Source organism: Halopiger thermotolerans (genome assembly GCF_054654555.1).
On the sequence record NZ_BAAIEU010000001.1, the window covers coordinates 26,819 to 50,076 of the forward strand.

Consider the following 23,258-nt stretch of genomic DNA (forward strand, 5'->3'; position numbering starts at 1 on the left):
CGGCAGTAGTTGAGACTGGTCGTCTCAATGCATATGGCATTCTGGCGAAGTTCATAAATAGTATGAAGACGTAGTCTGGGATAGAACGATGGCTCGAATCACCGGCTCCTACCCAGATGACCTCGACCTCCTCATTGAGGGAGCTGTCGAGGCTGGTGTGTTCGGGGGAAAGAGCGACGCGTTGCGCGAGTTCGTGCGTGAATACTTCGAGGACCACGAGAACGAACGTATTGCAGCTGCGGTCGCCCTCTACGAACGCGAGCGGATCACACTCGGTGATGCCGCCAGACTCGCTGATGTCGACCGCTGGACGATGCGTGACATCCTCCGTGAGCATGGTGTTGAACTCCGCCTCGGACTCGTTGACGAAGACGACGCAGCCTACGAGGTAGAGGCAGCACGTGAACTCGAATTCGATGATGAGGACTCGCCTGATGAGGAGTCACGTGCTAAATGACAGGTAACGATCTCCCAGCGAACCCGAGCGTCTTGAACACGACTGTCCTCTCGAATTTTGCGTACATCGATCAGCTGTGGGTAGTTACTGGCCTCTCTGGAATCTGTACGGTACCAGTCGTGCGTGAGGAGCTCGAACACGGCGTCGATAACTACCCATATCTCCAGGAAGCACTCGATATGCTTGATGACGAGATCCCGGTCGCGCCGATCTCGGATACTGTCGCAAACAGAGAAGCCGTTGTTGGTGAGCATCTCGACCCCGGGGAAGCACAGGCGTTCGCCCTCGCCGACGCACACGACGGTCGACTGCTGACAGACGACGGAGATGCCCGATCGTTTGCGAAAGACCAGGGCGTGACCGTTGTCGGGTCGGTTGGCGTTCTGTTGGCTGCAATCGATGCTGGGAAGATCGATGAAGCGACTGCTGACGGGTGGCTGTCGACGTGGATCGATGAGATCGGTTACTACGTCCCGTATCGGACGATTTCCGAGTATCGATGACGGGCTTGCTTGTGTTCGAAACGCCTGATTAGTGTGCCCGTGAACACGTCTATTACCAATGAGTGAAGCCGACAGACGACTATCCGAAGAGAGTGAGCAACGGTTTCTAGACCTGTACGCCCATCTGTTGGTGTATGTCAACGACCGATTCGAGGTCATCGAAGAAATCGAAACGGTCGCTGATCTTGAACAGCACTACACTGACGAGCTTCTCCCGCTCCGAAACACGCTGTACAACGAGTCGACGGCGGACCTGATAGAGGACTTCGTTCAAGAGAATCCTCCCGGTTTGTCGGAGGCTGATCTCGAACAGATCGCAGCGTGGACTGACTCCGTCGCCGGAGAGTTCGTCGTCGTCCGCTATCGAGAGGACGATGCGATCTTCCTCGATTGGACAGAACCGCCGAAAGCATACGCAGTCCGCCCGGCTCGACTTCCGTTCGCCGAGGTGTGGGACGAGTCCGCACTTCCAGTCCCAGTTTCGAGTGTCGTCCTATTGCCGTTCGAGGACCAGATCGTCTACGACGGGTGGATCGGGGTCAAGAACATCATCTTCGGGGGCTCGCTCAGCGCAGACATCGACGACGAATACGAGGAGGCCAAACATCGTTTCGGCATCATCGACTCACTTCCAGTACCCGAGGAAGCCGAAAAGACGGACGCCGAGGAGTTACGCTTCTACATGAAAAACAAGCGTAACCGGGAGCAATACGCGCCAGAGATCGAGCAGTTGCGGGAGAAAACCGACAAACTGGAGCGAATTTACCACCAAGAAATGGGGAAGGCCCGAGCCCGCAGCTTGGGTCGCGAACTGCGCGAGTTGGGACTCAACGAAGCCTATGTAGCGATCTACGATGATCGGATCATCACTAGTGCCCCCTCCGAATCCGAGGTTCGCAAGCTACTCGAAGAGATTATGCCCGCTGGGAAGGCTGACCACCCCTACATCTACCACTTCGATCCCTGATGGATAGTCTGTAGCCTACGAATGGAGTTGCGCGACAGTCGAGGCGATTTCGCTTTTGGTCGGTACGCCGGAGAACTCGAACACGCTGTCTCCGACACCAAAGGCGTACCTCTGGTAGGAGACGTCGGCGTGAATCCAGCATTCGACATCGCTATCTGTCGCCTCATACTCGGCTTCACCTGTATTCTCTCCGTGCTTCAGCACGTCGAGCAGGTACTCTTCGATACGTGGCGCATTTGCGATTCGCAAGAGATGGTCGGCAGCGACGTTGTCCAACACGTCTGCTGGGGTTCCGTATCCGTCGCCGACGAGATAGAACTCGCCGTCGTATTCGTGTGACTCGACCTGGACACGGAGTGTGTACGTCTCAGCCATATCGGTAGTTCCGAAGTACCACGTATCAGACTGGCTATTGAAGAGACGACCCGCCAGTGGCCGCGTCGTGAACAAGATTTAGTCGGAATGGCTCGCAACCACTGTATATGTCTTTCACTGCCAGCTGGCACACGCTTCTCGAGGAACTCGACGACCTCCCCGAGAGTGCGACGCTCATCACGTCACTCTCCCATCAGCGATTTCGTATTACTGACGTGCAGGACGCTCGCGTCATCATTCAGTTCGAAGACAGCAACGAGACGCGGCCACTCCAGCGCGACCAGTTCGAAACGCTCTATCGACGAATTGAGGACGCCCCCGACGGGTTTGACCTTGATCGTCTCCCGCCGGATGCCGACCCATACCCGGCGGTGTGGAGTGTCCATCCACGATTCGAGGTTGATGAGGACGCTGGCATCATCACACAATCAGCGGTTGCGACGGCAACGCAGGTGATGGGTGCAGAGCAGGAACCAACGGACGATGAACGAACTGAGCCCGACGGACTTGATGTCTACTCGGATGCGCTCCTCCTCATTGACGCACTCGAACGTCACGATGTGACTGATCTCTCTGAACTGGAGACGGACGCGTTGGTGAATCTCTACACTCTGCTTTCGGATGTCCAGCGAGATGCTAACGAATTCCGCAAGGAGGTCGCGGATGTCCTCCTCGCTCGGCTCCATCACGACCGTCCGGTTTCGGGGCAGTATGGCTCCGTCCAACGGACGAGTCGCCGTAACCGCTCGCTCAAAGACGATGAGGAGGTACTGGAACGCCTCGAGAACGCTGGCATCGACCGCGAGCGTGTGCTGAGTGTCGACCGCTCGAAAGTCGATGAAGCGCTTGAAGTCACCACGCTCTCCGAATCCGATGTGTATGAGGTCGAAGAAAGCGAATACGTTCGCAAAGCAGAGGTCGATGAAGATGTCAAAGAGTCCCGATTGCAGGGGTTGAAAGACCGCCTTGCTGCCAGCGAGGACGACGAGGCGAACCAGCTCCGAGAGGAGATCGAGGACCTCGAGCAGCGTATCGACGACCTCACCAGCTTCCGCACAGGTACGGAGATGCAAGGATGACTGCCTACCGCTTTCGCGTCAAGTTCGCCCCCGACCCCACGTCGCTGTGGCGGGATATCGTCGTTGGTGCGGACAGAACGATCGCCGAGTTTCAGTCGGCGATCAACCCTGCGGTCGGACTCGATCAGGGCCACCTCTGGTTCGTCGGGGAGGATGAAGACTACTGGGACAGCGCCGTCAAATACCAGTGTCCGCAGGAGTACGAGGAGTCGCTTGGTGGTGATCCGGTATTGCGTACGGAACGGATTGAGAACGCTGACGAGGTGACGATCAGCGAGATGACTCGCCAGCTCGGCCTCGAACAGTATGACCGTATCTGCTACCTCTATGACTACGGCGACGAATGGCGGTTCTACGCAATCTTGAAAGAGATTCTCAGCGATGATCCGAGCGACAAACCACCCGAGGGTATGAAAGAGAAAGGCGAGTCCATCGACGACCAGTACGACGCACCAGGAGCCGCTGAAAGCGATTCGCCTCTCCCTGACCCACTCTATTCAGTGCTCCCTGAAACTGCTGTCCCTGTTACGGATCTGCGTGAGTTGGAGAAGCGAAATGGTATCGTCCACGTCATACCACTGCTCAGTCTCGAAACCGGATTCGGGGCGGTCTGCGAGCGGTTCGCGATTCAGTTCGAAGAGAGGGGATACGTCCTCGAAAACTTTCAGCCGGGGTGGCAGGTCGTCGAGGAAGTCGACGGGGTAGACAAGACGGAGGAAGAACTCCTCGCGGCCCTTGCGGACGCAGTACGTGGATGGCACGCTGAAATCGCGGAGATATCGGGGGCGATGACAGGGCAGCATTTCGACGAGGAGACTGTCGAAGCGATGCACGTCGAACTGGAAGCAGAACTCGAGCGCATAGGATACGGCCACCTGTAGGCTGCTCTCTTGACTGTCTGCCGAAGAGAACGAGTTCTTGGCTGTGAAATGTCCAGCGTCTCGTAGTGGCACCAACCTGTGAGTCTCGCCGGAGTGTCTTTCGTGGGATCGCCCGAAAATCGCACGTCGCGTGGCCGAAGTACGACTCGACACCGTTGTATGACCGAGGTTCGCTAGCCGGACTGGAGTCGGACGTTCGTACTGTTTCGGAAGCGTGGTTCGATCATGACGCCCATACCTCCGTTGAGCTGTTCGTCTGTACGGTTCCGCTGGCCTACTTTCGATTCAACCCTCACGATCGCTACGCGAACTCGACACGCTATGAGATGGCCACGCTCTTTCGCCTGTTCGTGCTGAAAGAACTCCACGGGTGGGACCACGAGACAGCACTCGTTGAGTACCTCAAACGTCGTTCTGACATCCGTGAGCAACTGAGTATCGAGTCGATTCCCGATCAGTCGACGCTGTGGCGAAGTTGGCACACACGCTTCACGGAAAATCTCCGAGAGACTATCGAAACGGTTGCTCGAACGATCCTCATCACCGCTCAGAACGCGGGCATCACGGTCCCGCGTGAACCGGATCGAACGCTCCGGCACCACGATACTGAATCCGGTCAGCCGGCGCCAGACGATGGAGACGTTCTCGACCAGGCGAGCAAGATCACCGACCACGTCAGCCACATCATCTTCCCCGCGTTCTCGCTTAATCGTGGTGAGGGCTGTGAGATCCACGAGAATGCGTTTTGGGACTTGCAAACGTATCTGGGATTGCGAGAGAATCTCGCCGCGAACGAGGGAGCTCGCAGTTTCATCCACGAGTCGACTCGTGACCGGACTCCGATGGGACACGCGCACCGTGACCATCTTCGTGATCTCTCGATCGAACAGATTCGAGAGATGTATCGGCAAGCGGTGGGTCGCCTCTTAGAAGAGGTCGCAGCGACGGAGGCGTTCTATCGTGCCGGGATCGTAGCGATCGATATCACTGAAGCCGATCCCTTCACAGGTGACCGAACGGGCCACGAAGACGAGATTATCGGGACGAAGGAGAAGACCGACGAATACGCCTACCAGTGGGCGACAGTCCAGCTAGTCGGCAACGCTGTCCCACTCGTCCTCGATGCTCGTCCCGTGCGGAAAGGCGTTACACGCAAGGAAATCGTCGAAGACCTGCTTGACTCTGCGGAGGACCTCGTTCACGTCGATAACGTGCTGATGGATCGAGAGTTCGACAGCCAGCACGTCTTGGAGATGCTCAGCCAGCGCGGGCTCTCGTACGTCGTGCCGAAACGAATGCAGACCAGCGAGAAAGCCCAGGCCAAGCGCCTTCTGCAACGTGATAAGGATCGGTATGAGACCAGCCGGAAGTTGCATCTCGGCGATAACAAGTGGCACCACACGACGCTGATCTACCGTCGAAAGGAGAACTCCGAGCATAACGATTACCGACAGTATTCGGTGTTTATGACGAATCGGAGGAGTGGCCACCTCACCGAGTATGGGTATCGGTGGGAGATCGAGAGTGGGTACAAGTCGATCAAGCGATTTATGGCCGCAACCACGTCGAAGCATTTCGGCCTACGGTTCTTCTACTTCGCGTTCGCGTGTCTCCTGTACTCGATCTGGCGAGCGGTGGATCTGCTCGTACAGGTTGAGTTGACCGGTGAGTACGAGCATTCGCCCATCGTCACAGCCGACAACACACTGACGCTGTTGAAGAAAGAAACGGGAATCGGATAGTGAGGGGACTCTCCCCGTGGTAGCGCGGCGTCTGAGTGGCTACACTATCCGAAGCCTCGGAAATGCCCCGGGTTAGTTTCCAGTTCAACAAGAACACGCGTTTCGAGAGCGATCTGAGGCAGATTCCGTTCGTCAAATCGGTCGAAACTACGCATCACAGGCCCGCTAAACCCACTGTAGTCTCAACTCCCAAGGCCCGAGAATTTGTATAGCGATATACGATATACATTCTACTGTAATGCGGAGTTCCGACGCTAAGAGACTCTAGACCCCCGAATTCTCCCGATGGCTCGAAAACAACAAGTGGTCCTGATTATGCCAATAATCACGACCACTTTGAAGTACCCCGCCGCTGTCGGTGAAGCACGAACTTTGGAACCGCACGAAGAAGGCCTCGAACCCGGGGAAAACGTGCGAACACCGCCATCCTCCAGTCCGTGTCGCGAGCGCTGTCGATAAGACCTAATAGCTTCTAATACAAACCAATACTCAAGATGCCCATCTCGAAAGACGAGTTCCGCTCTATCGACGAGGACGGGCCCTCGCTTCCCGATCTCGCGCCGGACACCACCCAGGGCGCGGTGTATCGCTTCCTCCTCGAGCACGCCGACCAGGCGTTTCGCCAGCGTGAGATCGTCGACGCCGTCGACGTGCCCGAGGGGAGCGTCGGCCCCACGCTGAAGCGGCTTGAGGAACACGGCCTCGTCGAGCACCGCGACCGCTTCTGGACGATTGCCGACGCAGAGCACGCGGTCGCGTCGGCGGGGCTTCACGGCGCTGTCACGGCCGACGACATCGACGGCGGGTTCTCTGACGACGACGTCGAGGCCTGGATGGAGACCGCGGTTGACCCCATCGAGTCGGAGACCGAGCAAGACGACGAGGGGTCGTGATCTCGGATGGCTGATCGCGGAACCGTCGTCTGGGCTCCCGATCCGTTCAAAACGGATGGTGGGAATCCCCGGCCGTGGCTGGTTGTTTCCGGCGAGCGGATGCCCTATCCCGACGAGGAGTCGATCGCCGTTGCGTTCACAACGCAATCCCACCACGCCGGCAGCTTCGCCGTGCCGAGCGAAGCGTGGGTTCGCGGGGAACCGGGCCAGCAGAGCTACGTCCTCCCCTGGACGCTGGCCACACTGAAAGACGACCTCCACGTCGTCGGCCGGCAGGGCTCGGTTACCGACGAGTTCACCGACCAGGTTACGACGGCCACGATCTCCTACTTGGACAATTCGGAGGGTTCTGACTCCGCATGATCGACGACACCACCGGCCAAGAGCCCGCAGCACGGCCGTTGCGGAGTTCCTTCGACCGCTATCTCCAGGACAAGGGCAAAGGTCGCGGCGGCGAGGGCGGGAACTACCGTCGGAACGCCGCCCGTGAGCTCGAACGATTTGCGGAGTGGGCCGCCGGCGAGCGCGGCGACGACGATTGGACCGGGATCACTCCCGAGGGGGCCGACCGCGATCCGACCTTCGAGGACCTCGACGAGCGAGTCTTCCGCGAGTACGCTCGGCACCTCTCTGGTGACCGGGGACTCAAGCAGAACACGGTCCAGACCTACTACGCCTACATCTCGGCGTGGTGTGGCTGGTGCGTCAACGAGGGCTACCTGGAGGCCCATTACGCTCAGCGAGCGAGCGCGACTGCGCCGCTCCCCGAGGACGACGGCCGCAAACCCGGCGACCAGCAGGCCTGGACACCCGAGCAGCGCCACGCGATCACCCGACACGTCGACGCACAGGCGCGTGAGGCCATCGAGGCATACACCACCCTTCCCGATGACGTGGACCCACTCGACAAGCAACGAGCCCGGTACGCGGCGCTGAAGGCGGCCCGCGACCGGGCGCTCGTGGTCGTCCTCGCGTACACAGCTGTCCGCGTGGGAGAACTCCTTCGTGATCCCGACGATCCGCGCCGTCGTGGCGTGCGATGGGAGGACATCGACCTCGAGGATGGAAGCATGGACGTCTATCGGAAGAAACAGCAGTGGGACGCTGCTTCTCTCCCCGATCCTGTAATCTCCCCGTTGCGGAGCTACCGGAAACTGATGGATCCGCCGACAGAACGGTGGCCCGTATTCCCGACGCTCGATCAGCGGACGCTCGCAGAGCTCGTACAGGAGGAGTTGGCCGACCGGGGAGAGCAATCGGAAGCAATTGACGAGCGACGTGGGGAGTACGCTCGCGACCTCCTGCTGGCGCTGGACGAGGACATCCGCCCGCCGTCGATCACGACGGACGGCGCCCGCTCGATCCTCCAGCGACTCACGGAAGCCGCGGAGATCGAAATCGACCATCCGAAGCACGACTATCTCGCACCCCACGGCGGTCGCCGAGGAATGGGTGAGGTACTTGTCCGGGCGTTCGGGTACACTGTCGCAGCCCGTTATCTTGACAACTCCGAGGAGATGGTCCGGGAACGGTATTCCCACATCGAGGCCGGGGAACTCGGCGACGTGGCGACCGAGGCCCTCGACGAAATCGACTCAGTTTCAGGAATTGGCGACGACAATTAGCTCTCCCGTCCTGCTCGACGATATCCCTGGTAGAGGGCGGGGAGTCCCAGCGGGAGTGCTAAGACGCCGAATCCGATAAGTGCGTACTTGCTTTGCTGTTTTCGCTGGAGAGTGAGGAGCGTGGCTACGACGCCGAGAAGCGCAATTGCGTAGGCTGCGTTGCTCCAGATGACCTCGTAGGTCGAACAATACAGCCAGCAAACAAACGTGTAGGCGGGGGCGTTCCAGGTTGGTGGCTGAAGCTTCGGCCAGAAAAATCGACAGAACGTGGTCCAAGCCAGCATCGCGACAGTCGGCAACCCTACGAGCCACACCGCAGGTCCCCGATTTGAGTCACCGTATCGCTTGTATCCCGCCAGGAACAGGGCCGGAAAGCAGAAGACCCAGAGCCAGATTCCAACCGTGTAGGTGATCGGCCAGTGTTCGATCCTCGGTTGCGTGAGGGGAAGTTGCAGCGACGGAGGGAGCGTCGCCCACGGGAATGATGGGTCGGGAACGGGATTCGTGAACAGTGCAAATAGACCCAGTGCCGTCCCAGCGATGAGTCCGTATAGTGCAGTGTTGGTATATCGATCGAGCCATATCGGTAGCCCCTCTTTATTACGACCGTCCTCGCCAGGTCGGGACTTCCAATCTGTCATGTGAACCTCGTTAAGGGGTATCGGTTAGCCTGCATGCATCTCGTGGTCGCCCGATTCCTCCTCGTCTCGTGTTGTCCAGTAGCCAACGTAGATCTGTCCGAGGAACAGTAACGTGAAGAGAGCGTTGAGATACGTCGTATAGCCGGCGGGGGCAGTCCCACCAGCTTCACCCTGGGGCGGAATGAGGCCGAGGCCACCCCACAGGTAGTGGATCACGACGCCCGAGATAACGGCGGTGATGAAGATCGAGACGAACAGCACCGCAGCCATCCGGAGGCCGTAGTATCGACGGTACGCGTCGTCGATAGTCGGGACGATCAGATCTGCGAAAATAAAGCTCATGACGCCGCCGAAGGCGATGCCATTATTCCAGAGGATAACCGCAAACGGAACGTTTCCGACCGAGCAGACGAACGTGACAACGCCGATTATGACGCCGATTACTGCGCTGGTGAGTATCCACACGAACGTGCCCTCAGCCCCGATACCGAAGAGCGTCGTCCACCACTCACGGGGGACGAACGCACCGATCAGCCCGGCGATGAGGAAGCCGGCGACGATGTCTTTCCAGAGCATCCCCCACTCGCCAAGGGCGTTCTTCGAGGCGAGTCGCCAGCCGTCGCGGGTCAACAGCCGGTCGCGCCACGTCGCGTCCTGTTGACGCTGCTCCTCAAGGTAGGCCTGCTTGCACGATTCTGAACAGAAATACTCGGTCCCGCCGTCGGTTTCCAGCCTAAGGACGTCATCGCTCGTCGGGTCAACTTCCATGCCACAGGACGGATCGCGCACGCCTTCCGACGAGCGGAGATACTCGCGCGACGCGTCGAACCACTGTTCGGGAACGATATACTTGAAAACCGCCGCGAGGAGTCCGATGAGGATGAGACCAGCTACGTAGTCGGCCAACACGAACTGCCATCCGAGCAGAATCCACATGACGAGGCCAAGTTCGATGACGAGATTCGTCGAGGCGAACTGGAATGCGGCGAGGCTAGCCACCGGTGACGCACCCTTTTTGAACAGCGACTTCGTCGTTGCAACCGCTCCGAACGAACACGACGATGACGCAGCCCCGAACACCGTTCCGAGGCCGAGTTCCTTCCAGCCGTTGCCACCGAGAACCGCGGACATCTTCTCTTCACTGACGAACGTCTCCACGGCACCCGCGATCGTAAACCCGAGCACGAGCGCCCACCACGTTTCCCAGAACATCTCGCCAGCGAGCCGCAGCCCTTCGACTACGGTCTCAACTACCATTGTATCACCACCCCTTGGCAAATTGTATGGTCAACCTGATTCCATGGGAGAACAAAGTTTGACTTCTTCATTATACGTGACAATGGTGGATCCAGATTTAATGTGATTTTGCTTAATATGTCTCCGTTATCTGTCTCTAATACTTTCAAACCAAAACAGCTGTAGCGCATTCGAGTTGTTGCTCACGGAGCTCCGTCGGAATATTTTTTGAAATTGCAGACATACCATCGTATGGATTATGAGAGGGATCATACTCGCTACCGACGGGTTCGAGGACAGCGAGCTGAGCTATCCCTATTACCGGCTCCAAGAGAGCGGATGGGACGTCGATATCGCGACGCCGGATGCTCACGGCATCGAAGGCAAGCACGGCTATGAGTTCGATGCCGATCTCGCGATCACCGACCGGGAGCCGTCGGAGTTCGCTGACGGGTACGATGTGCTCGTGATCCCGGGCGGCGGCTCGCCGGAAGCCCTCCGTACGGAGGCACCGGAGGCCGCCGCCATCGTCGCCGCGTTCGACGAGCACGACGAAGCGATCATCTCTATCTGTCACGGCGCACAGTTGCTCATCAGCGCCGACATCCTCGACGGCCGTCGGGCGACCGGCTACTGGACGCTCGAAGTCGACATCGAGAATGCCGGGGCAGAGTACGTCGACGAACCGGTCGTGGTCGACGGCAACCTCGTCACATCGCGCGTCCCTGACGACCTTCCGGCATTTATGGACGCGGCGCTCCGGCTCGTTGACGCCGACTTGGACGCCGAACCAGCCGCCGCACGGGTGTAAGCACGAACAGCGAGGTTCCGTTTCGACTCGTCACTGCACCTGTCAGTTGAGGAGCGCGTCAGTGACGATCCGCTTGTGGTCAAAGCCCATCTCCGGCAGGTTAGTCGGATCGAACGTCCCCACTTGTCGAGCTTCCTCGCGTGGTGTCGGCGTGTCGTCGCCGACAGGTGTACATCGATACGCCGCGCTGACATTCCCCCGCTCGTCCCGATTCGGGTCGTCATAGAGGCCGACGAACTCTTCGACGGCGACATCGAGCCCGAGCTCCTCGGTCACCTCACGGACGCAAGCCTCCCGTGCGGTTTCGTCCAGTTCGACGAGCCCGCCCGGCAGCACCCAGTCCCCCTCGAACGGTGGATGGGCTCGTTCGAGAAGTATTACCTCCCCTTCGAGTACGATCACTGCATCGGTCGCGAGTGCCCGTACCTCGACCATACGGGATAATCGGGTGACACTCACAAAGACCGTTCGGAGATGCTCTCGCCGTTGGTGGTCAGTTCATCTGCCGTAACCGACGACTGAATCGATTCAGGAGAGCAACGCATTGATCTCCTCGGAGCGCTCTGACACGGGGATATCGTCACGGTCACGTTCGATCTGGCGATCGGGCTCCTCACTAACACTGTCCTCGAAGTAATCGAGAACAACGGTTTCTTCGTTGAACCCCGTCACGGAAGCACCGTACAACGACCCACTCGCTGCTTTCCAGATTGTTCTCGTTCAATACATATCGACAGAGGAGGTCTGAGAACTTTCGTGACGATCGGCCTTTTGCATCCGCTGGGCGAGTTCTTCTCGTTGGCTGATTATCTCCTCGGCCTGTTCCACGAGGGGCGATGTATCAACGTTGAGCCCGGTTAGCGGATTAATCCCCTCGTCGATGAGAACGCGTGCACCCTGTGGGTCCGGATATCGGGGATCGGTTTCGACGATGAGCCCTAGGGAATCCAGACCTCGGTCGCGGGCGTGACTCAGTAGCGCCCCGGCCGGTCCGCTAATCATGCCGCTCCCGACCGGAGGAGTAATATCGGCGTCGGCCAGCATCTGATCGGCCTCACCGGTCGTTACTCCGTATACCGTCGGTACAGCCTCGGGTTCTTGCACGCTCGGGAACCCACTCAGATAGACAGGAGTCGTGTTCAGTTCATCAAGCCACACAGTTAGTTCGGCAGCAAATGTGGGCGTATTTACAGCTGAAACCGGGACATCGCTGCGCAACGCTAGCACATCGTGTTCTTCGTCGGCGAACAATCGAATTGGCGGTTTCACGTCCGGATCTGGACCTTCAAAGAGGGCAACGGGTGGGAGTTCTCCGCCGGTAATGTCACCGAAGTACCTCATATCGAGTTGATTGATTATGTGGTCGGTGGCGATCTTCCCAACCAGGCCAACTCCGGGCAGTCCTTCGATCATTACCGGTTCGGTCAGGTCTATCGTCTCGTCGCGAACGGTAATGTCAACCATATATCTATAACTACTGGTTGAAGCACAAAATACGCTGTGTTGCTGTCGGTAGGACACTTCGCTCGTCATCAGACTTTGGAGGCGATGTCAGATGTTTCGCCATTCGTCCCGACTTTGTCCCAAAAACTGGGTGTGGGAACATCCTTTTCGTGGGTACTCGGCGTACTCACGTCCGGCGGTGAGAATCTGCGTCCACTCGACAGATGGAAGCCGAACTGTTCGGTCGTGAAACGACGTTCGAGTATTCGGAAACCTGGGTCGGTTATGCGATAGTCGCCTTACGCGTGATTATGGGATGGACGTTCTTCTACGCCGGAATTACGAAGATTCTTGATCCGGAGTGGTCGGCCAGAGGATTCTTATTGAACGCCATCCCGGACGGTAACCCCTTCGTTGGCTTTTGGACGACGCTTGCTGAAGAGTGGCTGTGGTTGATTGATCCTCTGAATGCGTGGGGACTCACTCTAGTCGGGTTGGCCCTTATCTTGGGAGCGTTCGTTCGCTGGAGTGCGTTCTGGGGCGCAGTGATGATGCTGTTTTACTGGGCGGCCAGTCTCCCGCTGGCGCACGGTATCGTTATAGATGATCATATTGTCTATGCGCTGCTCCTGTTCGGGTTGGGCGCGTTCGGCGCCGGTCGTCTCCTCGGCTTAGATGGCTATCTGGAGCAGACTGAGGTCGTCCAGAAGCACCCAAGGTTACGCTACCTGATGGAGTGACACACTCCTCTGATCTTTGTCAGTTGAGTTGTCAGGGGAGCGTATCGTAGGACGTAATGGAATCGTCTTGGATTGCTTCGAGGGGGTCGGGAACCCGATAATCTGGCTCGAGTTCGCGAAGTTCTGCCGCTGCGGCGGTGATCGCGTTAATTGTACGTCGAGTCGTCGGGCTATTTTCTTGCGTTTCGCACTCGCGAAACACGGCGACATCGTCTTCGATATCGAATCGAACGATACACTCGCCCCGCGACGGATCGGCAGCGACCGGATTCGAGTTCGCTTCCTGAATATACGTCTCTACGTCAACCGCAAATACTTCACCGGTTCGTGCGTCGTACCGTTCGGTGACGGGACCATACTCGACTTCGTAATCCACCATGCTTCTCTAACTCCGGCAAGGTTCTTGAAAAGCATTCTGTATCTGACGCTGAGGATAGAGAATCGAAGGCGTCTTCGAAATCAATTGGTCACGTTGCTACCAATGAGTTCCGAGTCTGCTATTCCCGACTGTTTCATCCGTTGATAGGAGACCTCACGCTTTAATTTCCTCTGTGGATTCCGCACTCATATCTACGTATTTTGGACTATCGAATTATTGTGAAAAGGATTAGTATCGGGCAAATCGAAGGAGGACACATATGCAGAGGTCTTGGGTCCCCCTTGAATGTGTAGAGTGTGGCGAACAGTGGGAGAAACCCCCTGAAGAACTTCCGACCCCAGGTAATGAGTTTGTATGTGATAACTGTGGGACGGATCGACCGATTTCGGAATTCATAAAAACCAAACAAGGGCTGAAGGTTTTGAAACAATTCTACGGATCATGAGAGGTCACGACTAACTGAGATGGATTTATTAATGATGATAATTGAATGCCAGTAGCAAAAATTTCTATTCCATTCACGTGTACGATCCGTCTGGGGTTAGTAAGCATGGCAGGAGACGACTCAACATCAATCCGAGATGCCGTTTTGGCTATGAAACAAACCAATCCGGAATTGACTTCGGATGAAATAGCGACTCGGTTGGGCTGTTCAAAACAACGAGTCGAGAAGACATTAGAAGAGTACGATTCTATCGGCACCGATATACTGGATCCGGCCGAGTGGGAGGATCCAAATCAGTGTCCATTCTGTGGTGATAAACTAAGAGATGGCGGACCTGGGTTTATTGATCACATAGAAGACGCTGAGGACTGTGCAGTCTCGTTTGCTCAATGGCGTGAAGGAATCGCCGGTGACGTTCAGGGGGAGTGGGTCGGATGATCTGTCCGACGCTACGGGACTGGTTCCTCTCGATTAGATTGAGATATTCCCCGCCAAGTTAGGCCGTCAATTCTAGCAATTGCTACCTACGTCTCGTTCGACGACGGCAGGGATATCGACATCGTTCGGAGCCACAAATAAGCACGTCGCTTAACAGGAATCACTGATTACTGGCAGACGATGAGTTCCGTGTTAGATGATTCAGTACGTGAGATGTTAGTCAGAGCGTGTCGAACGGCAATAGGAGAACACCTCCGAAGTATCGTCTACTTCACCCCTAACGAGTTCAAGCAGATATACCTTCGAGACGATCTTCGTGCGGAGGCAGATATCAAGACATTCGTCGAAAATGAGCGAGCTGGCTTTGATCGACAAGAAACATACACTGGCTCAGAATTAGGTAAGTACCAGTACACGATACACGGATTTGACGATGGATTCTTGCTCAGAGTCGTGGCCGATGATCGCGCCGTATTCGTTACAACTGATCAACTTTCGATTAACAGGTTTGAGGAAGCAGTAACTGCTATCCATAACGCACTTGTAGAGAATTAGTCCAGCTTCCTCTGTATCATCCTGGAGGGACCGAATGGTAACGATCAGGAAATCGGGATTTCCCTACCCGTCAGTTTCTCTGTTCGTTGTCTCCACTGTAAGAGTTCGAAGGCCCGCATGAGGTCGGACCGAGAGACGAGCCCGACGAGTTGGCCCCGATCGTCAGTAACAACGACGCGTCCGATCTCATTAGATTGCATCGCCTCGAAGACCGTACTGGCGTCGGCGGTTTCCGGGACGGTCGTGAGATCAGTCGTCATAACATCCGCAACTGTTCGGGTTTTCCGCTCCTCTGGAGAGAGGTCACGCACGTCGTCAAGGGTGACAATACCGACCAGTCGGCCGTTGTCGACGACCGGATAGCCGCCGTGGCGCTCTCGGAGCATCCGGTTTACGAGCGCGTCGACAGTCGTGTCCGGGGGGACTGTTTCAAGATTCCGCGCCGGCGTCATAATATCCCGCACCGGTACGTCTTCGAGCGCCGCCTGCAGTTCGACCTGACGCGCCTCGGCTGCGGCACCGATGAACAGGAAGAACGCGATCCCCAGCGTGATGATATTCAGCGTGACAATCCCGAGGAGTCCGAGCAGGACGGCGACCCCCTGTCCGACCCGGGCAGCGATACGTGTCGCTTTCGCGAACGGACGCGTTCGAGCCAACAGCGCCCGGAGGACCCGGCCACCATCCATCGGGAAGCCCGGTAAGAGGTTGAATACGGCGAGAGTGACGTTCAGTATCGCGAGGTATCCGAGTACGAATTGGGCCGCATCGACAGAAGTGGGAACGGCAACCAGTGTTCCGTAGGAGAGCGCACCCAGAAAGACGCTCACCATCGGCCCTGCGACGGCGATGGCTGCCTCGTGGGTCCATCGTTCGGGAATCTGAACGAAGTTGGCGACACCGCCGAATATCCAGAGCGTAATCGAGTCGATCTCGTACCCATACCAGCGGGCGACGAGCGAGTGCCCGAGTTCGTGTAGTGCGACACCCACGAACAGTCCCACACCGGCAATCAAACCCAGGATCCACGGTTGCAACCCCGCGGAAAGGGCTGTTCCGTCGATCCCGAGACCCAGAATACGATTGAGAACTGACGTCAATCGCTCCAGTTGTGTCCCGATTTCGAAGGTGATTATCGCTAATGCCACGAGAAGGGTCAGATCGAGCTTGATGGGGATACCCAGGACTCTCGTCAGGGTGAACCGGCGCATGGTTGAGATTTCAGATTCTATCCTCAAAAGGATGTCTTTTTGACGTCCGGGTAGCGATCAGCGATCATCAGGTTCCAACCTCAGGGAGCATCCTGTTGCTCCTCTTCCTCATCGAGCGCAGCATCGACTTTTTCCGTGACCAATTCCTCGACGTCTTCTTTCACGATCAGGTCGTCAATATTATGAGCCCCATCTTTCTCTTGGAGGACCTCGGCAAGTTCGTCGATGTCGTCGATATTCTCCGGCAACTGTTCTTCCAGTTCGGTGTCGACTGCTTCTTCGATGCGTGTGTCCACCGTAGTGCTGACTTCCTCTGCGACCTGTTCTTCGAGGACCTGATCGACTTCCTCGCCAACCTGCTCTGCGGCCTCCGTGGCGACCTCGTCGGCAACCTGTTCTTCGACTTCCGCCTCGACCTTCTCTGTGACCTGTTCTTCGACTTCCGCCTCGACCTCCTCTGTGACCTGTTCTTCGACCTCGCTCGCGACCTGTGCTTCCGCTTCCTCCGCGATGGACTCTTCGAGGATTCGCTCGTAGATGGACATCTTCTCCCACATCCGGAGGAGATAGCCGACGACGAGCCCGCCCTCGAACGCGGCTACCCGCGGGTCAACGCGGAATACTAAATATCCGAATCCGGCGATGAACAAAATACCGTAGAGTAGTTCGACGTGGAACTGCGTCTGTCGTCCCTGAAAGCGACTGCTCAGTGCCATCGATATGATGTTGACGTCGAGTCCTCAAAAAGACTGGCCTGTGGGAAGGACTTACACGACGAGTTCGAATTGTTCGGCGAGTGTGAAGGCGATGAATGCGATCACGCCGGCGACAGTCGGCGTCGCGATCCAGGTCGCAACGATGCGCTTCACGGTCGAGGGGTCGTACAGGTTGAGCTGGTCGGACGCCCACTGCGACCGTTCTTCGGGGGGCAATCCCTCAGGATTGACGATAGCTGACAGGGGGACCCGGCGACTCGCGCGTCCCCAGCCGAGTCCGATTACACACGACGTCAAGGTGACCGCTAAACTCGCGGGAATCCCGGCCCAGCTCAGTCCGGTGATAATCGTCGCCGCGATCATCTCCACAACCAGCGCGGCTTCGAGCGAGAGGTCCGTGATATCTTCACCGACGGTCTCCATCGTCCGCGAGCCGAGGGCGAACGCCCCGAGTCCGATCGCGACTCCCCCGAGCGCCACACCGGACGTCATTCCGAGTTGTCCAGAGCCGACGAGCGGTGCAACCGCGTTCGCGGTGTTCGAGGCACCTGCTGAAAACGCCATGTAACAGCCGATTCCGACGATAACGAACTGGGCGAGCCGGCTCGTGTCTCCGGTTTCGAAGTCCAGCCGTGCCACGATTTCGTCGTAGAAATAACGGCCGATAAACGCACAGATCCAGAACGCGAGGATCGGCGAGACGATCCACCACATGATGACGACTCCGACGGTCTCCCAGTTGAGAACGCCGAGTGCTGCTCCCATCCCGATGACTGCAACGACGGCTGTCTCACTAGTACTGACGGACACTTTGAGGATGTTTCCAAGCAGAATCCCGAGACCGATGAACAGGAGCACCCCGATCGACGCGATTGGGGTGAAGTATTCAGTCGGAACGAACTCCTCGCCGAGGGTGTGGACGACATTCGTCCCGACAGTAAACCCACCGAGTAAGACGAAGATAGCCATCAGTCCGGACGCTAGTCGCATCGACAACACGCCACTTCCTGTCGCTGGGCCGAAAGCTACGCCTGTTGATGACCCTCCGATATTCACGCCGACGAAGACGGCGGCTGCTATCCCGAGGACGAACAACACTGACAGTGCCATCATCAGTGTGTATGCCTGTTCGGGAAAAGAGTCCTTCCATTCGTCCCGGAATCCGGTATCAGCGCTCCAAAGACTAACAAGGGTGAGTCGGTTATTGTTAGCCCATGTATCAAGCTCTCATTCAGAGCGGCGACATTGATTGTGACGACTACGAGCACACCGACCACGGGGTCGAACTGTACGAAGACGGTGAATTCATCGCGTTCGTTCCCTACGAGAATCTCTTGGCTGTGGTGGATGAGTCTTGGGCAACTGCAGAGGATCGCTCCATTCTCTAATCGCCATCAGTACGTCCTTGATATTATCCTCCATCGTGGCTGTGATTCTTCCCAGTAGGTGTCTCCCCTCCGATCAGCACTTGTGATGGCACTGAGCAGACAATAGCCGCTCCCATCACAACGTTTTCTATCTGTGAGGATCAAGATATCTATGTATGGTCGTCGAACGCGCCCTTGATGAACTCCAAGTGGTAGGAGAGTTCGACGAACAAGTCGCAGAGGATCACCCGACGGTCGTGAGTCTGATGGAGGATGTCCTTGATCATGGCGAGGTCCATGCCAAGTGGGCTGATTCCGATGATAAGGTCGAAGTCCGGCAGGGCACCGCTACGTTCGATTTTGACGGTGAAGTCATTGTCATAGACGACGGCATCACCGATCACGCGTTTGCGATGAATCAGTTGGTCAGCTGGGAAAAACCGATGAATGTCTACGAGAGCGAGCTCTAACGATGCGCCATCGATTCTTGAGCTTCATTTGTCGGTCTGATAGTTACGGGCATATCCCGTAAGAGAAACGAGGACCGAATCACGACGTGCCGACGTGAACTCAGTTAGTTCTTGGTCGGAAGTCGGTTCGGTCGACATCAGCTTCCGTCCGTTCGATCCACTCCATCTCGTCAACACCTACGGTGCATTCGGTTCGATCACCAAGAACCGTTACCAGTTGGTCGTCGAGGGAACCGATGCCGAAAACCCCTCTGAGGACGACTGGCAGGAATACGAGTTCAAGGGACAGCCTGTTCGACCAGATAAGCGGCCACCGCAGTGGGCACCGTATCATCTCCGGTTGGACTGGCAGCTGTGGTTCGCCGCGATGCAACCTCGTCCGGGGCCCCGCCAGCGATGGTTCTTCTCATTCCTTGCGGCACTCTTGGAGAACGATTCGGACACCCTCTCGCTTCTCCAGACGAATCCGTTCCCTGACGATCCCCCGAAACAGATCAGAGTCCTCCGCTATCGCTATCGATTCACGAGCCCCGCGGAGCGAAGCGAAACTGGACGGTGGTGGGATCGAGAGCAGATCGGAACGTACGTCAGGCCAGCCTCGCTTGAGAATCTCCAGGCTGGCGGACGCGGTCGACGGTTCCGCGTCCGATGACAGATCCAGGCGAGACAAATCACCGCGTTTTGTCACTCGGTGTTGGTTCTCCTCCCATTCGTCTTCCTCGCCGGGGATATCTTCGAGAGCAACTTCCCCCAGAAAGCGCGGTTGTTTGCACCGCGGCGATATCCCCACTCGCGAACGGTCCGGTAGGTGTCGAACCGCCGAAGGAATTGGATCGCAGGACGAGCGATCGATCCGAGGTCGGTACGAAGGAGTGCTTCTTCAATTGATGCACCACAGGAGTATACTGTCGCGTCGGTCACCAAATGCGAACACTTCTCGTAGTCGTCGGGTAGTCGATCGCGGAGCTGTGAACCTAACTCGGAGAAACCGACGATCTGAACGTCAGCGTGCTTCTCGAAGTATTCAGCCCACCAGGTACAGAATCCACAGTCATCATCGTAGACGAACACGGACTCACTCATATACACGACTACGGGCGGCCCCTACTAATCGGTTCCACGTCCTCCGAGCCACTCCCTGGGATTGATATCAACTTGTTCCACTCCAGGAACGGTATGCTGACCTGCTTCCGGAGGAATCGTACAGACATGGGCCAGTTCCTCCGATTAATCAAACGGAACATACAGCGAGCGAGAGGCGTGGAACGATTCGTTCGACTTATCGTGGGCGGTGGGATCGCACTCGTTGCCGGGCTCTGGATCACGGTCCTTTCGACGACAGGGTCGTGGCCGTGGTTAGTAGGTTCTCTGCTTATTTTCGTCGGTGTCGGAGGGGTCGGCGGTGGGATCTGGAGTGAGATTGATTACTAATTGTCCACCTGTTTAGATCAACTCGTCCTCTCCTCTATTGAACTATTATCACCAAGGATTCTGAGATCTTCCTGAGTAACCTAAGATCAGTGGAAAATGATTCAATATCTCGATCACCGACCTAAGTTCGAAGGTGAGATGATGGCGATCGAACCAATCCTCAGCAGTCACGACTGACCCGGTTTACTCGCCAAATGGGCGAGCTGGCTCGCCGCGCTTGCCGGCCTCTGGATTGCCGTCTCGCCGTTCGTCCTGACTGGGACGATCACTGCCGGGACGGCCATGTGGAGTAACGTCGTCCCTGGTGTCCTCGCGATCGTTCTCGCTGCGTACGCCGGGTATGACCTCCACTCCGGCGAATAACGTCGCTATTTCATCCATTCATCGCGGTAGCGCTCTTCCCATCTAGCCCTTGATACGGTGATCAAAGGTGTCCACGGATCCGAACTGACGGATCCAGACGTGAAGGAACTGAAACCAGCTACTGACTTCAGTCGCTTTGCCGAAGTTGGTCGATTCGCTCTTCGAGGTCGTCTATAGCATCGCGCACCTCCTGTTTTGCTTTCTCGCTCATCTCTTCTGCCTCATCGGCAGCTTTCTCGAACGAATCTCTCACGCGCTGCAGAGCCTCGGATGTACTATCGTTTTCAGTCATGCTCCTGTTTTGAGCTATCCAGTACAGTAGTAAAAGTTTGGCTCGCTATTCCTCTCGGATCCTTGGAAGGATCGATTCCGGGCGGCCTGGGGAGGATGTGACCTGTACGGGACGAGGCGACTGCTCTTATCCTCGGAGGAGGTTCAATACCTCGTCTACAACTTCTGCCTGTGTGGCAACGACGTATCGCTCTCCGGGTTCGAAGACGGTCGACGGTCCAGCGACAGCGTCTCCTTCTGCCGTCGAAATAACGAGACTCCCATCGGGGAAGCGAACGTCTTCGAGCTGTCTGCCCGCAACAGGGGCGTCTTCGTTGACGCGAATCTCGTGAATATCGATCGCTCCGAGCGTATCGACGAGCGTCCTGACGTTGCTGCTGATTATCGCATTGGCCGCACTTCGAGCGCCAGATATTTCCGGGGAAACGACTGCGTCGACAAACGGTTCGTACTGTTCGTCGGCTTCGCTTTCTGTCCGGGCAACTGTGTGTAGTTCCTGTGTGAGTCGTTGAGCCATCATACATGCAGCGAGGTTCGTTCCTTCATCTCCGGTGAGTGCTGCGAAGACATCACAATCTGCGAGTCCTGATCGTTCGAGTACGTCTGGCCGGGCTGCGTTGCCCTCGAAGACGCTCGCCGTGTACTCGTTGCTGAGCCATTTGCATCGTTCCGGATCGCGTTCGATGATGAGTATCTCGTGGCCGCGATTCGAGAGCATCTCGGCTGTTTCGGCACCTACACGTCCACCACCCGCGATCATGACGGTCTTGTCGGTCGTCATTTGTCAGTAACCTCCTGTGTTTGTGGATTTGCTGTCGCTGGACTCTCGTTCGATTTGACGTGTGTTACAGTATCCGGTTCTACTCCGGTACCTCCGTCCCGGAGGAGAGTAAGATAGACCAGGCCACCGAGCACGATCCAGCCGAGGCCTAAAAGCCATGTTCTGAGATCGATAAACGCGCCGAGTAAGAGATTGAAACCGATACCGAGGACAGGAGGAATGGGATAGTACGGGACGCTGAACGGTCGGGTCAGTTCCGGTTGAGTCCGTCTGAGATGAATAACGCTCCCATTCACCAACACGAACGAAAGCAGAAAGAACAGGCTCGAGAGATTTCCGACCCGCTGGATGGGGACGAAGACGATAGAGGTCACCATGACCACTGCACTCGCGATCACCGCGACGTGTGGCGTGCCAAATCGGTGATGGAGTCGACCGAACGATGGCAGAAGGAGGTCGTCACGTCCCATCGCGAAGGCCACCCGGCTCGACGCGAGTACAACGGCGTTGAGTGCGCTGATCGTCGAGAAGACCGCACCAAACGCGATGATGGCAGCACCCGATCCGATAACTGAGAGAGCAGGCATGAACGATTCCGCGGCCTGAGCAATTGCTGTTTCGCCGGCCTGACCCAATTGCTCAGCCCCGAGCGTTCCGACCGCCACAAATACGACAAGTAGGTAAATCAGCACCGTGACCGCTAGACTAATGAAAATCGCTCGGGGGATGTTCCGTCTGGGGTTTTCAACTTCCTCTGAGACAGTCGTGATGAGATCGTAGCCCTCGAAGGCGATGAATGTCAGTCCCATGGCCGGGAGAACGGCCACTGGTCCCTTCTCGGCAGGGAACAGCGGTGAAAAATTCCCTAGGTCGACGACAGACAGCCCAGCTCCGACGAAAAACAGGAGAACGAGAACTTTGAGGGCAGTAACTAACGTCTCGGCACCACCGCTAGCTTCCGTAGAGAAGACGTTGAGAGCAACGAGTCCGCCAACAGCGAGGAGAGCGTAAACCACCGTGAGTTCTGGCAATCCTGACCAGTACAGGTGGACGAATTCGATGAAATTCGGTGCGAATCCGAGTGCGTACAGGCCTCCGGCGATCATATAGGCGAACCAGAGCATCCACCCCATGAGAAACGCGACTGGAGCAGGAAACGCCCTAGCAACGAACGCGTATCCGCCGCCGCTCTCTGGGATTGCACTCGCCAGTTCCGCGTACGAGAGCGCAGTAAACGCCGTCACAACCCCATTCAACGCGAACACGAGAATCGCAGCAGGTCCGGCGATATTCGCTGCTAACCCCGTCAGCACAAAAATTCCAGCACCGATCATCGCTCCGATACCGACCATCGTCGCGTCGAGGAGCCCAAGATCCTTCGACGGCGACCGACTACTCGACTGACTCATATCCACCTC

29 protein-coding genes and 2 pseudogenes are annotated in these 23,258 nt (G+C 57.0%); 18 read left to right on the forward strand and 13 right to left on the reverse strand.

Annotation, left to right across the window (positions count from 1 at the left end; translation table 11 throughout):
- The first annotated feature begins 88 nt into the window (after nucleotides 1-88).
- The 3 genes from ACYQ26_RS00100 to ACYQ26_RS00110 are packed head-to-tail and all read left to right on the forward strand — an operon-like array spanning nucleotide 89 to nucleotide 1,927.
- Complete coding sequence (locus tag ACYQ26_RS00100) at nucleotides 89-457, forward strand: UPF0175 family protein (protein WP_074796939.1); 369 nt, start codon at nucleotides 89-91, stop codon at nucleotides 455-457.
- Nucleotides 454-960, forward strand: a complete 507-nt coding sequence (locus ACYQ26_RS00105) for a PIN domain-containing protein (RefSeq protein WP_459806292.1) — start codon at nucleotides 454-456, stop codon at nucleotides 958-960. Before ACYQ26_RS00100 ends, ACYQ26_RS00105 begins: the two co-directional genes overlap by 4 nt.
- Nucleotides 961-1,018: 58 nt before the next feature.
- Nucleotides 1,019-1,927: a hypothetical protein gene (locus ACYQ26_RS00110; RefSeq protein WP_459806293.1), complete on the forward strand. Its 909-nt coding sequence runs from the start codon at nucleotides 1,019-1,021 to the stop codon at nucleotides 1,925-1,927.
- Nucleotides 1,928-1,942: 15 nt separating this feature from the next.
- On the opposite strand, the gene ACYQ26_RS00115 is transcribed toward ACYQ26_RS00110, so the two are convergent.
- Complete coding sequence (locus ACYQ26_RS00115) at nucleotides 1,943-2,302, reverse strand: hypothetical protein (RefSeq protein WP_459806294.1); 360 nt, start codon at nucleotides 2,300-2,302, stop codon at nucleotides 1,943-1,945.
- Between the two features lie 107 nt (nucleotides 2,303-2,409).
- Here ACYQ26_RS00115 and ACYQ26_RS00120 point away from each other — a divergent pair, with 107 nt between their 5' ends.
- The 6 genes from ACYQ26_RS00120 (at nucleotide 2,410) to ACYQ26_RS00145 (ending at nucleotide 8,522) form a co-directional block, all read left to right on the forward strand.
- Nucleotides 2,410-3,381, forward strand: a complete 972-nt coding sequence (locus tag ACYQ26_RS00120) for a DUF7983 family protein (RefSeq protein ID WP_459806295.1) — start codon at nucleotides 2,410-2,412, stop codon at nucleotides 3,379-3,381.
- Nucleotides 3,378-4,262, forward strand: a complete 885-nt coding sequence (locus ACYQ26_RS00125; RefSeq protein ID WP_089649981.1) for a DUF7964 domain-containing protein — start codon at nucleotides 3,378-3,380, stop codon at nucleotides 4,260-4,262. Before ACYQ26_RS00120 ends, ACYQ26_RS00125 begins: the two co-directional genes overlap by 4 nt.
- Before the next feature lie 65 nt (nucleotides 4,263-4,327).
- Entirely contained in the window at nucleotides 4,328-6,004 is a 1,677-nt protein-coding gene (locus ACYQ26_RS00130) for a transposase (RefSeq protein WP_089649982.1), read from the forward strand.
- A gap of 494 nt (nucleotides 6,005-6,498) precedes the next feature.
- Nucleotides 6,499-6,897 carry a helix-turn-helix transcriptional regulator gene (locus ACYQ26_RS00135; protein WP_459806296.1) on the forward strand — a complete coding sequence of 133 codons (399 nt, stop codon included), beginning with the start codon at nucleotides 6,499-6,501 and terminating at the stop codon, nucleotides 6,895-6,897.
- Between the two features lie 6 nt (nucleotides 6,898-6,903).
- Nucleotides 6,904-7,260 carry a type II toxin-antitoxin system PemK/MazF family toxin gene (locus tag ACYQ26_RS00140; protein ID WP_459806297.1) on the forward strand — a complete coding sequence of 119 codons (357 nt, stop codon included), beginning with the start codon at nucleotides 6,904-6,906 and terminating at the stop codon, nucleotides 7,258-7,260.
- The gene (locus ACYQ26_RS00145; protein ID WP_459806298.1) at nucleotides 7,257-8,522 is read left to right on the forward strand and encodes a phage integrase SAM-like domain-containing protein; all 1,266 of its coding nucleotides are present in this window, start codon (nucleotides 7,257-7,259) and stop codon (nucleotides 8,520-8,522) included. Before ACYQ26_RS00140 ends, ACYQ26_RS00145 begins: the two co-directional genes overlap by 4 nt.
- Nucleotides 8,523-9,187: 665 nt before the next feature.
- Here the strand turns inward: ACYQ26_RS00145 and ACYQ26_RS00150 are convergent.
- The gene (locus ACYQ26_RS00150; RefSeq protein WP_459806299.1) at nucleotides 9,188-10,420 is read right to left on the reverse strand and encodes a permease; all 1,233 of its coding nucleotides are present in this window, start codon (nucleotides 10,418-10,420) and stop codon (nucleotides 9,188-9,190) included.
- Nucleotides 10,421-10,658: 238 nt separating this feature from the next.
- Here ACYQ26_RS00150 and ACYQ26_RS00155 point away from each other — a divergent pair, with 238 nt between their 5' ends.
- Nucleotides 10,659-11,210, forward strand: coding sequence for a type 1 glutamine amidotransferase domain-containing protein (locus tag ACYQ26_RS00155; RefSeq protein ID WP_459806300.1), 552 nt, complete (start codon nucleotides 10,659-10,661; stop codon nucleotides 11,208-11,210).
- A gap of 42 nt (nucleotides 11,211-11,252) precedes the next feature.
- On the opposite strand, the gene ACYQ26_RS00160 is transcribed toward ACYQ26_RS00155, so the two are convergent.
- From ACYQ26_RS00160 to ACYQ26_RS00170, 3 genes are all read right to left on the reverse strand, one after another.
- Nucleotides 11,253-11,645 carry an NUDIX domain-containing protein gene (locus ACYQ26_RS00160; protein WP_459806301.1) on the reverse strand — a complete coding sequence of 131 codons (393 nt, stop codon included), beginning with the start codon at nucleotides 11,643-11,645 and terminating at the stop codon, nucleotides 11,253-11,255.
- A 93-nt stretch (nucleotides 11,646-11,738) separates the two neighbouring features.
- Complete coding sequence (locus ACYQ26_RS00165; RefSeq protein WP_459806302.1) at nucleotides 11,739-11,882, reverse strand: hypothetical protein; 144 nt, start codon at nucleotides 11,880-11,882, stop codon at nucleotides 11,739-11,741.
- Nucleotides 11,883-11,930: 48 nt separating this feature from the next.
- On the reverse strand, nucleotides 11,931-12,674 hold the full coding sequence (locus tag ACYQ26_RS00170) for a proteasome assembly chaperone family protein (RefSeq protein ID WP_459806303.1): 744 nt from the start codon (nucleotides 12,672-12,674) through the stop codon (nucleotides 11,931-11,933).
- Nucleotides 12,675-12,877: 203 nt separating this feature from the next.
- Here ACYQ26_RS00170 and ACYQ26_RS00175 point away from each other — a divergent pair, with 203 nt between their 5' ends.
- On the forward strand, nucleotides 12,878-13,393 hold the full coding sequence (locus ACYQ26_RS00175; RefSeq protein ID WP_459806304.1) for a DoxX family protein: 516 nt from the start codon (nucleotides 12,878-12,880) through the stop codon (nucleotides 13,391-13,393).
- A gap of 31 nt (nucleotides 13,394-13,424) precedes the next feature.
- On the opposite strand, the gene ACYQ26_RS00180 is transcribed toward ACYQ26_RS00175, so the two are convergent.
- Nucleotides 13,425-13,772 (reverse strand): hypothetical protein, encoded by a 348-nt coding sequence (locus ACYQ26_RS00180; RefSeq protein ID WP_459806305.1) that lies wholly within the window; start codon nucleotides 13,770-13,772, stop codon nucleotides 13,425-13,427.
- A 259-nt stretch (nucleotides 13,773-14,031) separates the two neighbouring features.
- Between ACYQ26_RS00180 and ACYQ26_RS00185 the strand changes: the two genes are divergently transcribed.
- From ACYQ26_RS00185 to ACYQ26_RS00195, 3 genes are all read left to right on the forward strand, one after another.
- Nucleotides 14,032-14,217 (forward strand): DUF7836 family putative zinc-binding protein, encoded by a 186-nt coding sequence (locus ACYQ26_RS00185; RefSeq protein ID WP_459806306.1) that lies wholly within the window; start codon nucleotides 14,032-14,034, stop codon nucleotides 14,215-14,217.
- A gap of 105 nt (nucleotides 14,218-14,322) precedes the next feature.
- Complete coding sequence (locus ACYQ26_RS00190; protein ID WP_459806307.1) at nucleotides 14,323-14,655, forward strand: DUF7501 family protein; 333 nt, start codon at nucleotides 14,323-14,325, stop codon at nucleotides 14,653-14,655.
- A gap of 213 nt (nucleotides 14,656-14,868) precedes the next feature.
- Nucleotides 14,869-15,210 carry a DUF7522 family protein gene (locus tag ACYQ26_RS00195; RefSeq protein WP_487247243.1) on the forward strand — a complete coding sequence of 114 codons (342 nt, stop codon included), beginning with the start codon at nucleotides 14,869-14,871 and terminating at the stop codon, nucleotides 15,208-15,210.
- 44 nt (nucleotides 15,211-15,254) lie between these two features.
- Here the strand turns inward: ACYQ26_RS00195 and ACYQ26_RS00200 are convergent, their stop codons facing one another.
- The 3 genes from ACYQ26_RS00200 to ACYQ26_RS00210 form a co-directional block, all read right to left on the reverse strand.
- Nucleotides 15,255-16,421 carry a CBS domain-containing protein gene (locus ACYQ26_RS00200; protein WP_459806309.1) on the reverse strand — a complete coding sequence of 389 codons (1,167 nt, stop codon included), beginning with the start codon at nucleotides 16,419-16,421 and terminating at the stop codon, nucleotides 15,255-15,257.
- Between the two features lie 80 nt (nucleotides 16,422-16,501).
- Complete coding sequence (locus ACYQ26_RS00205) at nucleotides 16,502-17,137, reverse strand: hypothetical protein (RefSeq protein WP_459806310.1); 636 nt, start codon at nucleotides 17,135-17,137, stop codon at nucleotides 16,502-16,504.
- A gap of 51 nt (nucleotides 17,138-17,188) precedes the next feature.
- The gene (locus tag ACYQ26_RS00210) at nucleotides 17,189-18,247 is read right to left on the reverse strand and encodes an inorganic phosphate transporter (RefSeq protein ID WP_459806311.1); all 1,059 of its coding nucleotides are present in this window, start codon (nucleotides 18,245-18,247) and stop codon (nucleotides 17,189-17,191) included.
- Between the two features lie 104 nt (nucleotides 18,248-18,351).
- On the opposite strand from ACYQ26_RS00210, the gene ACYQ26_RS00215 reads away from it, so the two are divergent.
- From ACYQ26_RS00215 to ACYQ26_RS00225, 3 genes and pseudogenes are all read left to right on the forward strand, one after another.
- On the forward strand, nucleotides 18,352-18,525 hold the full coding sequence (locus ACYQ26_RS00215) for a hypothetical protein (protein ID WP_459806312.1): 174 nt from the start codon (nucleotides 18,352-18,354) through the stop codon (nucleotides 18,523-18,525).
- Nucleotides 18,526-18,680: 155 nt separating this feature from the next.
- Entirely contained in the window at nucleotides 18,681-18,974 is a 294-nt protein-coding gene (locus ACYQ26_RS00220; protein ID WP_459806313.1) for a hypothetical protein, read from the forward strand.
- A 151-nt stretch (nucleotides 18,975-19,125) separates the two neighbouring features.
- Nucleotides 19,126-19,626: pseudogene (locus ACYQ26_RS00225) on the forward strand (lipase maturation factor family protein); the annotation flags it as partial.
- A gap of 32 nt (nucleotides 19,627-19,658) precedes the next feature.
- Here ACYQ26_RS00225 and ACYQ26_RS00230 read toward each other — a convergent pair.
- Complete coding sequence (locus ACYQ26_RS00230) at nucleotides 19,659-20,057, reverse strand: DCC1-like thiol-disulfide oxidoreductase family protein (RefSeq protein ID WP_459806314.1); 399 nt, start codon at nucleotides 20,055-20,057, stop codon at nucleotides 19,659-19,661.
- Nucleotides 20,058-20,612: 555 nt separating this feature from the next.
- Here ACYQ26_RS00230 and ACYQ26_RS00235 point away from each other — a divergent pair.
- Nucleotides 20,613-20,768: pseudogene (locus ACYQ26_RS00235) on the forward strand (SPW repeat domain-containing protein); the annotation flags it as partial.
- A gap of 127 nt (nucleotides 20,769-20,895) precedes the next feature.
- On the opposite strand, the gene ACYQ26_RS00240 reads toward ACYQ26_RS00235, so the two are convergent.
- From ACYQ26_RS00240 to ACYQ26_RS00250, 3 genes are all read right to left on the reverse strand, one after another.
- Nucleotides 20,896-21,060 carry a hypothetical protein gene (locus tag ACYQ26_RS00240; RefSeq protein ID WP_459806315.1) on the reverse strand — a complete coding sequence of 55 codons (165 nt, stop codon included), beginning with the start codon at nucleotides 21,058-21,060 and terminating at the stop codon, nucleotides 20,896-20,898.
- Nucleotides 21,061-21,186: 126 nt separating this feature from the next.
- Nucleotides 21,187-21,840: an NAD-binding protein gene (locus ACYQ26_RS00245; protein WP_459806316.1), complete on the reverse strand. Its 654-nt coding sequence runs from the start codon at nucleotides 21,838-21,840 to the stop codon at nucleotides 21,187-21,189.
- On the reverse strand, nucleotides 21,837-23,249 hold the full coding sequence (locus ACYQ26_RS00250; RefSeq protein ID WP_459806714.1) for an APC family permease: 1,413 nt from the start codon (nucleotides 23,247-23,249) through the stop codon (nucleotides 21,837-21,839). Before ACYQ26_RS00250 ends, ACYQ26_RS00245 begins: the two co-directional genes overlap by 4 nt.
- Between the last annotated feature and the right edge of the window lie 9 nt (nucleotides 23,250-23,258).